This is a genomic window from Sphingomonas mali NBRC 15500 (assembly GCF_001598415.1).
In the GTDB taxonomy this organism is placed as follows: domain Bacteria; phylum Pseudomonadota; class Alphaproteobacteria; order Sphingomonadales; family Sphingomonadaceae; genus Sphingomonas; species Sphingomonas mali.
On sequence record NZ_BCYX01000001.1, the window covers coordinates 162264 to 176497 of the forward strand.

General features: G+C 65.3%; 18 protein-coding genes. 15 read left to right on the forward strand and 3 right to left on the reverse strand.

The window, feature by feature from the left end; all coding sequences use genetic code 11:
- Positions 1-6: 6 nt before the first annotated feature.
- Together SMA01S_RS00800 and SMA01S_RS00805 are read right to left on the reverse strand one after the other, a co-directional pair.
- Entirely contained in the window at positions 7-465 is a 459-nt protein-coding gene (locus SMA01S_RS00800) for a hypothetical protein (protein WP_157093723.1), read from the reverse strand.
- 147 nt (positions 466-612) lie between these two features.
- On the reverse strand, positions 613-927 hold the full coding sequence (locus SMA01S_RS00805; RefSeq protein ID WP_066816253.1) for a helix-turn-helix domain-containing protein: 315 nt from the start codon (positions 925-927) through the stop codon (positions 613-615).
- 376 nt (positions 928-1303) lie between these two features.
- Here SMA01S_RS00805 and SMA01S_RS00810 point away from each other — a divergent pair, with 376 nt between their 5' ends.
- From SMA01S_RS00810 to SMA01S_RS00850, 9 genes are all read left to right on the forward strand, one after another.
- A complete protein-coding gene (locus SMA01S_RS00810) occupies positions 1304-1966 on the forward strand; it encodes a hypothetical protein (protein WP_066816254.1) in 663 nt (220 codons plus the stop codon).
- A gap of 180 nt (positions 1967-2146) precedes the next feature.
- Positions 2147-3664, forward strand: coding sequence for an FAD-dependent monooxygenase (locus tag SMA01S_RS00815; protein ID WP_066816263.1), 1518 nt, complete (start codon positions 2147-2149; stop codon positions 3662-3664).
- 299 nt (positions 3665-3963) lie between these two features.
- Positions 3964-4626 (forward strand): hypothetical protein, encoded by a 663-nt coding sequence (locus SMA01S_RS00820; protein ID WP_066816264.1) that lies wholly within the window; start codon positions 3964-3966, stop codon positions 4624-4626.
- A gap of 121 nt (positions 4627-4747) precedes the next feature.
- Positions 4748-4963 (forward strand): hypothetical protein, encoded by a 216-nt coding sequence (locus SMA01S_RS00825; RefSeq protein ID WP_157093724.1) that lies wholly within the window; start codon positions 4748-4750, stop codon positions 4961-4963.
- Positions 4960-5211 (forward strand): hypothetical protein, encoded by a 252-nt coding sequence (locus SMA01S_RS00830; RefSeq protein ID WP_066816269.1) that lies wholly within the window; start codon positions 4960-4962, stop codon positions 5209-5211. Before SMA01S_RS00825 ends, SMA01S_RS00830 begins: the two co-directional genes overlap by 4 nt.
- A gap of 32 nt (positions 5212-5243) precedes the next feature.
- Positions 5244-5528: a DUF7940 domain-containing protein gene (locus tag SMA01S_RS00835; protein WP_157093725.1), complete on the forward strand. Its 285-nt coding sequence runs from the start codon at positions 5244-5246 to the stop codon at positions 5526-5528.
- Positions 5521-6165, forward strand: coding sequence for a glycosyl hydrolase 108 family protein (locus tag SMA01S_RS00840; protein ID WP_066816275.1), 645 nt, complete (start codon positions 5521-5523; stop codon positions 6163-6165). The genes SMA01S_RS00835 and SMA01S_RS00840 overlap by 8 nt, the downstream gene beginning before the upstream one ends.
- Positions 6165-6623 carry a hypothetical protein gene (locus tag SMA01S_RS00845; protein WP_066816277.1) on the forward strand — a complete coding sequence of 153 codons (459 nt, stop codon included), beginning with the start codon at positions 6165-6167 and terminating at the stop codon, positions 6621-6623. The genes SMA01S_RS00840 and SMA01S_RS00845 overlap by 1 nt, the downstream gene beginning before the upstream one ends.
- Positions 6601-6864 (forward strand): hypothetical protein, encoded by a 264-nt coding sequence (locus tag SMA01S_RS00850; protein WP_066816279.1) that lies wholly within the window; start codon positions 6601-6603, stop codon positions 6862-6864. Before SMA01S_RS00845 ends, SMA01S_RS00850 begins: the two co-directional genes overlap by 23 nt.
- 125 nt (positions 6865-6989) lie before the next feature.
- Here SMA01S_RS00850 and SMA01S_RS00855 read toward each other — a convergent pair whose 3' ends face one another.
- Positions 6990-7544, reverse strand: a complete 555-nt coding sequence (locus SMA01S_RS00855) for an FMN-dependent NADH-azoreductase (RefSeq protein WP_066816281.1) — start codon at positions 7542-7544, stop codon at positions 6990-6992.
- Positions 7545-7680: 136 nt separating this feature from the next.
- Here SMA01S_RS00855 and SMA01S_RS00860 point away from each other — a divergent pair, with 136 nt between their 5' ends.
- The 6 genes from SMA01S_RS00860 to SMA01S_RS00885 all read left to right on the forward strand — a co-directional run bounded on the left by SMA01S_RS00860 (position 7681) and on the right by SMA01S_RS00885 (position 14181).
- On the forward strand, positions 7681-8070 hold the full coding sequence (locus tag SMA01S_RS00860) for a winged helix-turn-helix transcriptional regulator (protein WP_218016791.1): 390 nt from the start codon (positions 7681-7683) through the stop codon (positions 8068-8070).
- Positions 8071-8121: 51 nt separating this feature from the next.
- Positions 8122-8868, forward strand: coding sequence for a helix-turn-helix domain-containing protein (locus SMA01S_RS00865; protein WP_084249955.1), 747 nt, complete (start codon positions 8122-8124; stop codon positions 8866-8868).
- A gap of 162 nt (positions 8869-9030) precedes the next feature.
- Positions 9031-10170, forward strand: a complete 1140-nt coding sequence (locus SMA01S_RS00870) for an SET domain-containing protein (RefSeq protein ID WP_066816289.1) — start codon at positions 9031-9033, stop codon at positions 10168-10170.
- 276 nt (positions 10171-10446) lie between these two features.
- Positions 10447-12186: an ABC transporter permease gene (locus SMA01S_RS00875; RefSeq protein WP_084249956.1), complete on the forward strand. Its 1740-nt coding sequence runs from the start codon at positions 10447-10449 to the stop codon at positions 12184-12186.
- Positions 12187-12199: 13 nt separating this feature from the next.
- Complete coding sequence (locus SMA01S_RS00880) at positions 12200-13498, forward strand: ABC transporter ATP-binding protein (RefSeq protein WP_066816292.1); 1299 nt, start codon at positions 12200-12202, stop codon at positions 13496-13498.
- Complete coding sequence (locus tag SMA01S_RS00885; protein ID WP_066816295.1) at positions 13495-14181, forward strand: PA4824 family protein; 687 nt, start codon at positions 13495-13497, stop codon at positions 14179-14181. The genes SMA01S_RS00880 and SMA01S_RS00885 overlap by 4 nt, the downstream gene beginning before the upstream one ends.
- Positions 14182-14234 lie beyond the last annotated feature (53 nt).

Here is a 14234-nt window from a genome sequence, read left to right on the forward strand (position 1 = left end):
GCGTAGTCAGACTGCCGCACGTTCGGGCGATCTCCATAACATTGCCACCGTCGGCGCTTCCTCTTCGAGCGCTTGCAATCGATCGTACCACGGCCCGATGTCCTGCGCGGCCGGCGACAACCCTTCGAACTGCAAGCGCGCGGCTATCCAGCGCGTGCGCAGGCTTTCCAGCTCTGTCCAGATCGCGCCGATCACGCCGCTGGCTCGCGGTTCTCGCTGCCAGACATTGACCCGTCCCGTTTCGATCGTTTCCCAAACGAGCAGGCCGATTTCGTCGGCGATCAGGTGGTCAACCGAAGGGCGCCGGGTACACAAATCGCGCAGCCGCTCCGCGATCGGGATCAGGGCGCGCGCGGCATCGATCAACGCGGCGACGGCAGGGTCGCCGGTCCAGCAATCGATCGCCAGCAGACGCACGCTTTCAGGATGGAGGTCGGGCGAGGGCTGAAGAACGGCAGGTGGCAATGATTGCTCCCACGCCTGAAAAGCGGCGAGAGGCAAATGTGGGACATATTGTCCAACTATTCAACAGCACGATTGGCGATTTCCCCAGTCCCTGACACGACCAACCATAGGACGATCTGGCCAACTCAACCGCGTTTTCCCGAACGCTTACCGTGGTCGGCGAGCTGGTCGGCGCGCCATTTTTTCAATTATGTGCGGACCAGGCACGTCAGGATAAGGTCCCTTCCCAGCCACGCGCCGCCCAGTGAGAAGAAACTCGACCGACACGCCCGTGATCAAGGCAAATTGCTCCATCAGCGCATGGGGCATCGGCGTGCGCGATTCGTATTTGCGATAGCGCTCGGCCGGCACGCCGAGCAGAGTCGACATCTGCCCGGCCGTCATCCCCCTGAGCTGGCGAAGCGCTTTCACCCGGGCGATGTAAAGAGCGTCGAATTCCTCAGGCGTGATCGGATCAGTCATGGACAAATTGTACCATGGCGTCGCCTCGTAGCAAAGCGCCAACTGACGGTTGATATGTTGGACAATATGTCCAATTCTTTGTTGATGACCAGCCCTGCTCGCTCCGACCGCCCCAGCGGATCGCCAAAGGACGGACCGCAAACGACGTGCGCTGAATGTGGACGCCCGCTCTGCGACCATCCCGATCCGGTCTACGGCGGCATTGTGCCCGCATCCCTCCGGCCTACGCCGACGGCCGAAACGCGAACCGGATAAGCCATCGCGCCCGTCAAATCAGACACCGAATTTATCAGGAGAAAAGACGTTGGCGGATAGCAATCCGAATACCCGACGGGCGAACGTACGCGCGGAGAGTGGCCCGGAAGACCGACTAGCGATGATCCGCGCCAGCGCCGCACGACGATTGGCCGCGCTCCCACAACGCGAGCAGCGGCCCGACGCCGTCGACCGTCTGGCCGCGGCGCTGCACCGGCGCGAAGAGTCGGAGTGGCGGCACGAGGCAATGATCGCGCGATGGCGGCACAAGAACGAAGGCACTCCCGAGACGCATGAAAAGGCGAACGCGCTGCCCGAGCGGCGGCGGCAATCACCGCTCCACCGGATGGAGCGGATGGGCAAGATCAATGCCGACGAGCGCGCCGCGGCCGAAGAGATTGCCGGCGTGGCGGAACGCATCCGACGCGCCGGATCGATACGGTCGGCGTCGCTTGAAACCCGTGTCGACTTCGCCAATTCGGGGCGGGATCAGTTGGTCGAGTCATTGAAGCGAGTACGTCTGGAGGTCGCCTATAGCGCGTGGTGCGAGGCGATCCCTCGACCGAGGGCGATGGTGCTCGACATGATCCTGAGCGACCAGTCGTTCGTGCAGCTGGCGCGCGCGCACGGGATGCAATGGCGGACGGCGCGCAAACGGCTGATCACCGCATTGCGGCTGTGGCCCGAGATGGCGGCGGCAGCGCGACGGGATGTGGATCGCGAGGATGTCGAGGCGGTGTACGCTCGGCTGGGCGCGGGGGAGCTTCTGGGATCGCAACGGTGACTGGGCCGATACGGCCGGAGCACCACGAGCGATCGCCTGATTTTTTGCGCCGAGATTTTTGGGAGTGCGCGGCAGCCATATCCTCCCGCACTTTCGAGATATAGTTCGCAAGGGCCTTGCTTCAAGACCCGCCCTTTGCCGTAAAGCCCCTGCCCCATTTGATTCGCAGGGAGACGCGATATGCGGGCGGTATCATCTACTTATGACTTGCGCGAGGACGCCGATACGAAGGTGTCCGATCACGCGATTGTGATTTGCGGCGGCGGGCCAACCGGGCTGATGCTGGCCGGCGAACTGGCGCTGGCGGGCGCCGATGTCGCGATCGTCGAGCGGCGGCCCGACCAGAAACTCGCAGGGTCGCGCGCGGGCGGGTTGCACGCTCGATCGATCGAGTTGCTCGACCAACGCGGCATCGCCGACCGGTTCCTGGCCGCCGGAGAGACGATGCAGGTCACGGGCTTTGCGCTCACCAGACTCCACATCAGCGACTTTCCCACCCGGCACAATTACGGGCTCGCTTTGTGGCAGAACCATATCGAGCGTCTCCTGGCCGAATGGGTCGAGGAGCTGGGCGTGTCGACCTATCGCGCACGCGATGTGGTCGGGTTCGTCGAGGATGAAACGGGCGTCGATATCGCGCTGTCCGATGGGAGTTCGCTGCGGACCAGCTATCTGGTCGGGTGCGATGGCGGCCGCAGCCTGATCCGCAAAACGGCGGGGATCGACTTCCCCGGTTGGGATCCCACCATCAGCAATTTGATCGCTGAGGTCGAGCTGGAAGAGGAACCCGATTGGGGCATCCGCCGTGACGAGATCGGGCTGCACGGGCTGAGCCGGATGGACGACGACAAGACGGTGCGCGTCATGATCACCGAGCAGCGGGCCGGGCGTGCCGGCGATCCGGGACTGAGCGACCTGAGCGAGGGGCTGATCGCGGTTTATGGGACCGATTACGGGGTACATAATCCGAGCTGGATTTCGCGCTTCAGCGACATGACCCGACAGGCGGCGACATATCGCAAGGGCCGGATATTATTGGCCGGCGACGCCGCGCACGTCCATTCGCCCGATGGCGGACAAGGCCTCAACATCGGGTTACACGATGCCGTGAACCTGGGATGGAAACTGGCGCGGGTCGCTGCGGGGACGGCGCCCGACAGCCTGCTAGACAGCTATCATGCCGAGCGTCACCCGGTCGCCGCGCAAGTCCTGCGCAACACGATGGCGCAAGTCGCTCTTCGGCGCGCGGACGAGCGCTCCGGCGCGCTGCGCGAGATCGTCGCCGAACTGCTGGGCATGGACGAACCACGCCGGCGCATGGCGGGCATGATGTCCGGGCTGGATGTGCAGTACGATCTTGGCGAAGGGCACGCGCTGCTAGGGCGGCGGATGCCCGACCTCGACCTGGCTACCGCCGGGGGCCCGATCAGGGTGTTCGCATTGCTGCACGATGCACGACCGGTGGTGATCAATCTGGGCGAGCCGGGCGCTATAGACATCTCGCCATGGGCAGATCGGGTGAAGCTACTGGATGCCGGCTATGAAGGCATTTGGGAGTTGCCAGTGATTGGCGCGGTTCCCGCCCCAACCGCCGTGCTGGTGCGGCCCGACGGGCATGTCGCCTGGGTGGGAGACGGCAATGACGAGGGGCTGGCCGAAGCGCTGGCGAGCTGGTTCGGCCCGGCGGCGATAGCCTGACCTATCGGACGGAGGGGCGGCGTCGACTGCTCCTCCGCCCAATCCAGAAAATGAGAACAAACCGTGAAAACTTCTTGACTGCCACGAACAAACGTGTATGTAGCAATCATCCAAATTTGCGTTCGACCGAAACGGCGTCGCACAGTTTTCTCGCAGAAATCCACCGGTCCCGGGACACTCTTCGGCAACGTCCGTACGTTGCTCGAGCGGGTTGTCTGCGGTGCGTCGGACGGATGGCGATCGGTGGAGTTCGGATGGCGGAACGGAAGCGTGCCAGGTTGGGAACATCGGCGAGGGGCGTGGCTGTTTCCATCGCGCCGGCCTCTCCGATTTGGCCGCCGGACTATGTTGCCGAGTTGATCGCGCGCCGGCATCGGTTGCGGCGACTGAAGACGGATGCCGGGCTGTGCGCGGGGCTCGCCGAGCGGTATCGCGAGGATCCTGCCGGGTGGATCGCGCATTGGGCCGTCACCTACGATCCGCGCAAGGCGGCGAGCGACGCGCCGACGGTGATGCCGTTCGTGCCCTTTCCCCGCCAGATCGAGATGATCGCGTTCCTGCACGCCTGTGTCGACCAGCAGCAAAGCGGGTTGATCGAAAAGGCGCGCGACATGGGCGCCAGGTGGTTGGCGTCCGCCTTTTCGGTGTGGCTGTGGCTGTACCGTCCGGGCGCCGCCATCGGATGGGGCTCCCGCAAGGAGCAACTGGTCGACAAGATCGGCGATCCCGACAGCATTTTCGAGAAGATGCGGATCATCGTCCGCCACCTGCCGCGACTGATGCTGCCGGCGGGCTTCGACCCGCGCGATGATATGCCGAGCATGAAGATCGTCAACCGAGCGACCGGCGCGACGATCACCGGGGAATCGGGCGACAATATCGGACGCGGCGGACGCAAGCTGATCTATTTCAAGGACGAAAGCGCGCATTACGAGCGGCCCGAAAAGATCGAAGCGGCATAGGCCTTGCATCGCCGTCGCCTAACGCCCGCCCCGGCATTTGCCCACCCCTCCCACGAAAGACCCGCATCTAATGACAACGTCACCCAAGACACCGCCAGTCTGGCTGGCTTGGCTGCCTGTCGTGGCGACGCTGTTCTTGATCGGCGGTTTCCTGCTTTCGTCGGGGGGGAAGATCAACGAGTTGGCCGAGCACGAACGCCGGCTCACCGCGCTGGAAACCCGTCGCGATTCCGACGCCGACAAGCTCGACAAGATCAATGAACGGACGGCGCGGATCGAAGCGAAGCTGGAAGTGCTCGTACCCACCGGCCCAGCCGCCAAGGGGGTGGCGAGATGATGGAAGGCGCTGGACTGCTCCTGATGACGCTGGCGGTCGCACTGATGCTGGTTCCGCCGCTTCACATCACGATTGCCGGCCCACGCATCGGCGCCGCCCATGTCGCGGCCGGATTACTCGCATCGTACCACCTCGTCCCGCCTCGCGCCGACATAGACGCCCTCATCCGCGAGGCTGACGATGCCCTCGTCGAAGACCCGCTGATCCGCGCGACCGCCGCGATCGCCGAGTCCTTCGACCGAGCCTGACCCGCGGCGCCCGGCCGCAAGTGGAGGAAAGCATGAACCTGCTACACACATGGTGGGCGCCTGTCCGCGCCCGCCTGATCGATGACGCGCGCCTGTGGTGGCGTTTCTGGAGCATGCGCCTGGCGGCGTTCGGAGCCGTCGTCACCGCGCTGGCACAGTGGTTCCCCGACGCGCTGTCGGCCGCATGGAACGCCATGCCGTACGACATGCGGGCCTATCTTCCCGCACCGTTGCTCCACTCGATCCCCGTGATCCTGTTCGTCGCCATCATGGTGGCGCGGATCGTGGCGCAGAAGAAGGCAACGCCCAATGGCTGAGGGCGGCGCGGCGCCGCGCACCGGTTGGGCAGGCAAGAGCGCCATCGCCGCAGCGGTCGCGGCCATCCTTGCCGGCGTCTATGCCGTCGAGGGCGGCTATGTGAACGCCGCCCGCGATCCGGGCGGCGCAACGAGCTATGGCGTCACCGAACAAGTCGCTCGCGACTATGGATATCGCGGTGACATGCGCCGGTTCCCGAAGCATTGCGACGGCCCCGCGACGGTGTGTGCCGACGCCGTCTACGTACGGAGCTACATCGCCGCGCCTGGCTATATGCCGCTGGTCCAGATCGAACCGGCCGTTGCTGGCGAGTTGATCGACACAGCGGTCAATATGGGGCCGCGGCGACCCAATCGCTGGTACCGGCTGACGATGAACGAGCTGGGTGGGGCGCGCCTGCCCGACAGCGCGGCATCGTTGGGCCCTGTCGACGTCACGGCATATCGGATGCTCCAGGCAAAGCTCGGCGTCATCCCTGCTTGCACCGCGACGCTCGACGCGCTCGATGCCCGGCAAGCGGCGGAATATCGTAGGCTTGCCGCGACCAACGTCAGGCTGCGCGCCTTTCTCAAGGGATGGCTCCGTAACCGGACCGGCAATGTCGATCGGCGATCCTGCGGCAAGGGAGACGGCTGATGGGCTTCTTGATCTCTCTCGCGCTAGGCTGGAAATGGCCTGGCTGGCTCGCCCGCTTGTTCGGCTGGGTCGTTCCGGTCCTGGTCGCGCTCGCGGCTGCCGGCGCCACGATCGCGTTGATTTATCATAAGGGCGAAAGCGCCGGCCGGACGAAAGCCGAAGTGCAGGCCGAGCGGGCACACGCCAAGACCGTCGCCGTCGCGCGCACCGACGAACGTCACGCGCAGGCGACGGTCGATGCCATTGGCAAGCGTGTCGCGACCGAAGACGAGCAGACCTCCATTCTCGTCCAAACCAAGATCAGGGAGATGCACGATGCGCTCGACGCGACGCCGGGCACGCTTGCCGGCAATCCTCGTTCCGCTGCTCCTTTCGACGCTGGCGGCGTGCGGGACCACCTCAACGCTCTCGTCGTCGATGCGGATCGATCGGCCGATGCTGCCGACGCCGAGCGCTGAGACGACCAAGACAGAGCGTCTGCCCACCCTCACGGGCAAGAAATCGGGCGAGCTGATCCTGATCGACAAAGGCGAATATGGCGAGCAGCTCGACTTGCTGGCCGAAGCGATCGGCGCGGTAGCACGGCTCAACAACCGGCAAGGCGCGCGCAACGCCTATGACCGATGCGTCAAAGCTATCTTCGAGACGGGGAAGGTGCCGGCGGCCTGTCCGACCGACGGTGGGGCCAGATCCCCGTAAATGACCAAAATCGTGGTGCGCCGACCGAGCACCTTCGTTGCTGACCGGATTTGAAGCCAGCGAAACAGTCGAGCCGCCTTCCCCTCGGGGAAGGCGGCTTTTTTTGTGTCCGTGAAAGCGGCGGTCTACGCTGCGATCGCGGTGGCCTCGATCTTCGCATCCTCGAGCGCTTTGGCCCGGGCGTCAGGACCCATCGCGATCCCTTCCGCGCGGACGAAGGCGATATCGGTCACGCCCAGGAACCCGAAGAAGCCGCGGAGGTAGGTTTCCTGGTGGTCGAGCCAGGCCTGTCCGGTGTCGGACCCGTAAAAACCGCCCCGCGCCGACGCGATGATCAGCTTGCGCCCGCCGGCCAATCCTTCCGCGCCCTTTTCGGTATAGCGAAATGTCGTGCCCGCGATCGCCAGGCGGTCCATCCACGCTTTGAGGCTGGAAGGAATGCTGAAATTATACATTGGCGCGCCGATCACGACAATGTCGGCGGCGAGGAACTCCTCGGCGAGCGATGTGTCGCCGAGATCGCCCAAGGTCATATGTCCAAGCGGATTCAAAACGAGGTCGCGACGCCTGATCTCGGCGTCGGGATGAAGCGCGTTCAATCTGGCGATCGCCGCCTCCCCGATCGAGCGAGTGACGCTGTTTTCCGCAGTGATGCTGCTGTCGACGTGAAGGATGATCATGGTGCCTCGCTGGTATTGATTAGTTACTGAGGCACGCTAGATAACCGTCGTCATTTACGTCACAAGAAGGCACATTTTTGGCAATGACGATCAACTTTGTGCCCTGGTATCAGCGATGTTACCGAAGAGGCCGGCGATGAATCCCCATGGCCCGCAATGCCGCGGCGTGACCGGCGTGCTCCAGCGCGTCGGTGACAAATGGAGCATGCTGACGATCAATGCGCTGGCCGAGGGACCGAGGCGGTTCAGCGAATTGCGGCGTTCGATCGAGGGCATCTCGCAACGCATGTTGACGCTCACCTTGCGCGGGCTGGAGCGTGACGGGCTGGTGACGCGGACGGTCACCCCCAGCATTCCGCCGAGGGTCGACTATGAATTGACCAAACTCGGCCAGTCACTGCAGCAGCCAGTCGGCGAGCTCGCACGCTGGGCGATCGACCATCTGACCGAGATCCAGGCCTCGCAACAGCGGTTCGACGTCGTCGCCGATGCGGCACGTGAGGAAGGCAAGCTCAGTCGGGAGTGAAGTTACGCGGCGTTTTCCGCGGGGCGATGGGCTGATATAGGATCCGCGATCATGGGTCCTGAACCGAATTCACCCACTTGCCCGTGCTGTGCGCCGCGCGATGCGCCGCCAGGCCGCATGCGCCATCGCGGTGGCGAAACGCTCCATCGCCATCTCCATGAACGGCCCTTCGCCGCGATCGTGCTCGCCGGCGGCTATGTCGAAGCGGGCGATACCGGGCGACATTGCGTCACGGCCGGAGACGTCATCGTCCACCGCCCGTTCGAGCGCCACCTCGATCGTTTTGACCCACATGGTGCCGAAGTGCTGGTGCTGCCGTTGTCCGCTCGGTGGCGCGGGTCTGTCCGTGGGCATATCGCCGATCCCGACGCGGTCGCCCGGTTGGCCGAACGCGATCCGATCGCGGCGCAACACTTGCTGGATCGCGAGATGACGAGGCGGCCGGCCAATGGCCACGATTGGCCCGATTTGCTCGCGGCCGATCTGCTCGATGCACCCGATCTCTCGCTCGCGCAGTGGGCGGCGCAGCATGGCCTGCACGCCGCGAGCCTCTCGCGCGGATTCCGCCAGCAATTCGAGATCACTCCGGCGCAATTCCGCCTGATCGCCCGGACGCATCGCGCGATCGATCGCGTGCTTGATGCGGCCGTTGCGCTCTCGACCGTCGCGGCGGCCGAAGGGTTTGCCGATCAGGCGCATATGACGCGGTCGATCGTTCGCCAGACCGGACGATCCCCGCGCGCGCTGCGCAGCGCGCTGTGGCTCGCTGACGAGGCTACCAGCCGCCCCTTCCGTTAGGTCGCGGTTCGATTGCCGATCGCCCTATTGCCTCGCCTGAAAAAAGAATCGAACCTCAACCACTTGGCGACTCGCGCTGAATCCTAGGCTTTCGAATAGACGGATTCCTGGCAACATGGTAAATATCCCGTTGCGCATTGTGGACGAGCCGAGTGGGGGTGAATGGTCCAGGTCCTGTTCCTGTTGGCATTGGCCGCTAGTTTGGCGGGCTATGCGGCGTACCTGACCGGCCTGAAGCGGGATCTGGTCGAGCCCAACCGCGCATCGTGGCTGATCTGGTCAGCGGCTACCGCGGTCGAGGCATCGACCTATGCCGCGGTGAACCCCGAAGGGTTGCAACGCTGGGTGTTCCTGTTCGCAACCGTCGCCTGCGTCGCGATCACGGTTGCTCTGTGGCGCAGGTCTGCCTGGACCGTGCCGACGCGCACCGAAACATTCTGCATCGCCACCAGCCTCGGCGCCTTGGCGATATGGGCGATGTTCCACGACGCTTTCTGGGCGCATATGCTGGTGGTGGCCGCCGTGCCCGTCAGCTTCTGGCCGACTTGGGCCAGCGTCGTCGCCGATCGCGGGCGCGAACGCTCGCCTGCCTGGGGGCTCTGGACGCTGGGTGACCTCGCGACGTTGATGGTTGCTGCGCGCACACCGGGGAGCCCGGTCGGCGAATATGCTTATATCCTGATCGAGCTGGTCTGCCACGCGAGCATCTGGTTCATGGTTGGGCTGGCGACGATCAATCCATTGCGCTCGCTGGGTTTCCGCAACGGGCGCTTCTACGTCCTCGATGCGATCCGCACGCCCACCAACCTGTTCGCGGTGGGCGAAAACCACCTGGGCAAGGCAGTGTTCGCGGCCGCGCCGTTCGCCGAGGGCGATCGCCTGATGTCCTTCACCGGTCGCCGTTTTCGCGCCGACCGCATCCCCAGCCTGATGCGCGGCCAGTCGGATCGGTTCGTCCAGGTCACGCCCGACCATTATATGGGGCCCTCCGGGCGGATCGATGATTTGGTCAATCATAGCTGCGCGCCCAATGCCGGGCTTCGCTTCACCGATCAGGGCGTGTTCCTGGTTGCGATCCGCGACATCGCATCGGGCGAGGAGATTTGCTGGGATTATTCGACGACGCTCGCGGAATCGAACTGGCACATGATCTGCCAATGCAGGACGCCCGACTGTCGTCGCGTGATCGGCAATTTCGCGACGCTCAGCCCCGAGCGGCAAGAATGGTTCCGCGCGCGCAACCTGGTCGCGCCCTATCTCCGCCGAAAAGACGACGTCGGCAAAGGCCAACGCGCCGCCTAACGAGCACGATGCGGCGGCGAGCCGGCGCATCATTCCGATCTCTCCATCATATTTTGTGACGTTCGCCGAATGGTGGCCGAAGCGGATTGACAGCCGCGTTGTCGGGGCGCACCCAGCGCCCCGCCGCGACTCGTGCTGCGGCGCAACAAAAGGTTTCAACCCCATCATGCCAGACGGCGACAGTCGAAGTCGAGCGCGTCAAGCGCGTTGATCGGGGCCTGAACTACCGGCCTCGTCCGACGCGCGACGGCGCGCTCGCGGACGAGGAAATCATCAATGTCGGAAATCACCTTCCGGACGCGCGTGCTCCGTGCGTCTCCACGGCTGTGGATCGGTCTCGCGCCCAATCGCGCCGATCTCGCAGCGTTCGTGCTGCTCGCGGCGATCGCGGTCGCGGCGCTCAAGGGGATCGGTGGCACCGTCGCGCCGATCGCTGATCTGGCGCAGCACCCGATCACGCTCGATCCCGCCAACCTGCCCTGGTACGCGCTGCGCACCACCTTGCGCATGTTCGCGGCGCTGTTCGCCTCGCTCGCCTTCACCTTCGTCGTCGCGACGCTGGCGGCACGCAGCCGCCGCGCCGCGCAGGTCATCGTTCCCGCGCTCGACATCCTGCAATCGGTGCCGATCCTCGGCTTCCTGACCTTCACCGTGACTTTCTTCATGGGTCTGTTCCCCGGCCAGGTGATGGGCGCCGAACTCGCCTCAATCTTCGCGATCTTCACCAGCCAGGCATGGAACATGGCGTTCAGCTTCTACCAGTCGCTGCGCACCGTGCCGTCCGACCTCGACGAGGTCAGCCGCGGTTTCGCGCTGTCACCCGTACGGCGGTTCCTGCGCCTCGACCTGCCGTTCGCGACGCCGGCCCTGGTGTGGAACGCGATGATGTCGATGTCGGGCGGCTGGTTCTTCGTCGTCGCGTCCGAAGCGATCACCGTCGGCCATACCACCGTCGCACTGCCCGGCCTGGGATCATGGCTGGCGCTGGCGATCGAGCGTCAGGATTTCCACGCAATCTGGCTCGCGGTCGGCGCGATGGCGGTGGTCATCCTGCTCTATGATCAGCTCGTTTTCCGCCCCGTCGTCGCTTGGGCCGACCGGTTCCGCTTCGAACAGACCGCCGGGACGGACCGGCCGAAGAGCTGGGCGTACGACCTGTTCCGCGCGACCAAGATCTTGCCGCTGATCTTCGCCCCGGTGACCGCGCTCGGCCGGTTGTTGCTCGCGCTCGATCCCGGCGGGCGGTCCCGGCCCGCCCGCGCACCCGGCGGTCCTCGCAGCGAGTGGTTGTGGCGCGCCTTGGTGGTTGCGGCGCTCGGCTACGGCGTCTGGACGCTCGCCGACTATGTCGCCGCGACCCTTACCTGGCACGATGCCGCGTCGGTGCTCGGCCTCGCATTGCTAACCCTGTCGCGCGTCGTCCTGCTAATCGCGCTCGCCAGCTTGATCTGGGTCCCCGTCGGAGTGTGGATCGGCCTGCGCCCGGTCTGGGCCGAACGGCTGCAGCCGGTCGCGCAATTCCTGTCGGCATTCCCGGCCAATATCCTGTTCCCCTTCGCGGTTATCCTGATCGTCTGTTTCAATCTCAGCCCTGCCATCTGGTTGTCGCCGCTGATGATCCTGGGGACACAATGGTACATCCTGTTCAACGTCATCGCCGGCGCCAGCGCGATCCCGACCGATTTGCGCGAAGCGGCGGGAATGTTTGGCGTGCGGGGCTGGCAATGGTGGCGCGACGTCGCGCTGCCGGCGGTGTTCCCTTATTACGTCACCGGTGCGCTGACTGCCTCGGGCGGCTCGTGGAATGCGAGCATCGTCGCCGAGGTCGTAACCTGGGGGCATCAGCGGCTCGAGGCACCCGGCCTCGGTGCCTGGATCGCCAAGGCCACGGCGACCGGCGATTATCCCCGCGTTGCGCTGGGCATCGCGACGATGTCGGCCTTCGTCCTCGCCTTCAACCATCTCGTCTGGCGGCCGATGTACCGGTTCGCCGAACGCCGCCTCCGCCTCGCCTGAAAGGATCCGGATCATGGCCAGCACCATCACGCTCCGTCCGCTCGTTTCGGTCGAGCATCTGACGCACCATTACGGCCCAAAGCGCACCCAGCCGGTGATCGACGACGTGTCGATCACCTTGCATGAAGGCGAGATCGTCGGGCTGCTCGGCCGCTCGGGATCGGGCAAGTCGACGCTGCTGCGCTCGATCGCCGGCCTGCTCCGGCCCGACCGGGGCGAGGTCAATTTCGCCGCGCGCGATGACGCCAGCCCCGACGTCGCAATGGTGTTCCAGACCTTCGCCTTGTTCCCCTGGCTGACCGTGCAGCAGAATGTCGAATTGGGGCTCGAGGCGCGCCGCGTGGCGCCCGTCGAGCGCCGCGCCCGCGCGCTGGCGGCGATCGACCTGATCGGCCTCGACGGGTTCGAGAACGCCTATCCCAAGGAGCTGTCTGGCGGGATGCGCCAACGCGTCGGCCTGGCCCGCGCGATCGTCGTCGATCCGGCGCTGCTGCTGCTCGACGAGCCTTTCTCCGCGCTCGACGTGCTGACAGCGGAGACGCTCAGGACGGATCTGCTCGATCTGTGGTCGGAAGGTCGGATGCCGATCAAGTCGATGCTGCTCGTCACGCACAATATCGAGGAAGCGGTGCTGATGTGCGACCGCATCCTGGTCTTCTCCTCCAATCCCGGCCGCGTCGCCGCCGAGATCGAGGTCAAGCTGCCGCAACCGCGCGACCGGCTCGACCCGGCCTTCCGCGCGATGGTCGACGCGATCTATGCGCGGATGACCGCGCGGCCCGCGGGGACGCCGGTCAGGGACGGGCTGTTCCCCGGCACCGGCATCTCGATGGCGCTGCCGCACGTGTCGACCAACAGCATCGCCGGCCTGATCGAGGAAGTCGACGCGCAGCCATTCGACGGCCGCGCCGCGATGGCCGAGTTGGGCGACAGCCTGGGCCTCGAGATCGACGAACTGTTCCCGATCGCCGAGACTCTGCAATTGCTCCGTTTCGCCGATCTGCGCGGCGCCGATCTGGTCCTGACGCCCGAAGCGCGGCGCTATGCCGGAGCCGATGTCGACCAGCGTAAGGCGATATTCGGCCACGCTCTGATCGCGCACGTGCCGCTCGCCCAGCATATCCGCCGCATTCTCGACGAACGCGCCTCGCACCGCGCCACCGGCGGGCGGTTCCGCGACGAGCTCGAGGATCACATGTCGCCGGAGTATGCCGCCGCGACCTTGCGCACGGTGACGCAATGGGGCCGCTATGCGGAGATCTTCGCGTTCGACGAGGACCAGGACAGCTTCAGCCTGGAAGATCCGGCGTGATCCGGCGCCTTGCGGCGGCTTCGGCCGCCGGCGTGGCGGTGAGCGCGATGCTCGCCGCCGTGCCCGCGCGCGCGTCCGGGGTCGAACATGTCGTCGACGATTCGGCCGTCGAGACGCCGGGCACCTGCCATGTCGAAAGCTGGGTGACGATCATCCGCCGCGACGACGGCGTCGCCACGGTCGCGCCAGCCTGTACGCGCCGGCAATGGTCCAATCTCGAGCTTGGCGGGTTCGTCGCGACAGCCTGGGACGGCAATACGCGCGAGACCCAGATCGGCATCGCGCCCAAATGGAATCTTCGCGACGAGAAGCGCGGGCTGGGTCTCGCGCTGTCGGGATCGGCGGGGATCGATATCGCGCGGGGCCGGCTGACGAGTGCATCGTTTATCGCGCCGGTGACGATCCCGGCGGGACGGCTGCGCTTCAACCTCAACATAGGGTGGCAATGGACTCGCGCCGATGGGCATGCGGCGATCGCCGGTGGCCAGGTCGAATATCAGGCCACGTCGACACTGACGCTGATGGCCGAAAGCTTCGCCCGCGATCACGGCCATGCGGGCGGTCAAGCCGGCTTGCGCTGGAATCCGAAGGGCCGCCGGATCGATTTCGACCTGGTCTATGGCCGGTACGTTGACGGCATCGCTCCCCTTGCAGTCTCGCTGGGCCTGACGATCCATCACTAGTACTGACCCCTTGCGCGGCACCAATCCCTCCCCACATCCGCGCCGTTGATCGC

Coding starts and splice junctions, on each gene's coding strand:
- SMA01S_RS00805 (WP_066816253.1), bottom strand. CDS start 927: ATGACTGATCCGATCACGCCTGAGGAATTCGACGCTCTTTACATCGCC.
- SMA01S_RS00810 (WP_066816254.1), top strand. CDS start 1,304: ATGATCCGCGCCAGCGCCGCACGACGATTGGCCGCGCTCCCACAACGC.
- SMA01S_RS00815 (WP_066816263.1), top strand. CDS start 2,147: ATGCGGGCGGTATCATCTACTTATGACTTGCGCGAGGACGCCGATACG.
- SMA01S_RS00830 (WP_066816269.1), top strand. CDS start 4,960: ATGATGGAAGGCGCTGGACTGCTCCTGATGACGCTGGCGGTCGCACTG.
- SMA01S_RS00835 (WP_157093725.1), top strand. CDS start 5,244: ATGAACCTGCTACACACATGGTGGGCGCCTGTCCGCGCCCGCCTGATC.
- SMA01S_RS00840 (WP_066816275.1), top strand. CDS start 5,521: ATGGCTGAGGGCGGCGCGGCGCCGCGCACCGGTTGGGCAGGCAAGAGC.
- SMA01S_RS00845 (WP_066816277.1), top strand. CDS start 6,165: ATGGGCTTCTTGATCTCTCTCGCGCTAGGCTGGAAATGGCCTGGCTGG.
- SMA01S_RS00850 (WP_066816279.1), top strand. CDS start 6,601: ATGCTGCCGACGCCGAGCGCTGAGACGACCAAGACAGAGCGTCTGCCC.
- SMA01S_RS00855 (WP_066816281.1), bottom strand. CDS start 7,544: ATGATCATCCTTCACGTCGACAGCAGCATCACTGCGGAAAACAGCGTC.
- SMA01S_RS00860 (WP_218016791.1), top strand. CDS start 7,681: ATGAATCCCCATGGCCCGCAATGCCGCGGCGTGACCGGCGTGCTCCAG.
- SMA01S_RS00865 (WP_084249955.1), top strand. CDS start 8,122: ATGGGTCCTGAACCGAATTCACCCACTTGCCCGTGCTGTGCGCCGCGC.
- SMA01S_RS00870 (WP_066816289.1), top strand. CDS start 9,031: ATGGTCCAGGTCCTGTTCCTGTTGGCATTGGCCGCTAGTTTGGCGGGC.
- SMA01S_RS00875 (WP_084249956.1), top strand. CDS start 10,447: ATGTCGGAAATCACCTTCCGGACGCGCGTGCTCCGTGCGTCTCCACGG.
- SMA01S_RS00880 (WP_066816292.1), top strand. CDS start 12,200: ATGGCCAGCACCATCACGCTCCGTCCGCTCGTTTCGGTCGAGCATCTG.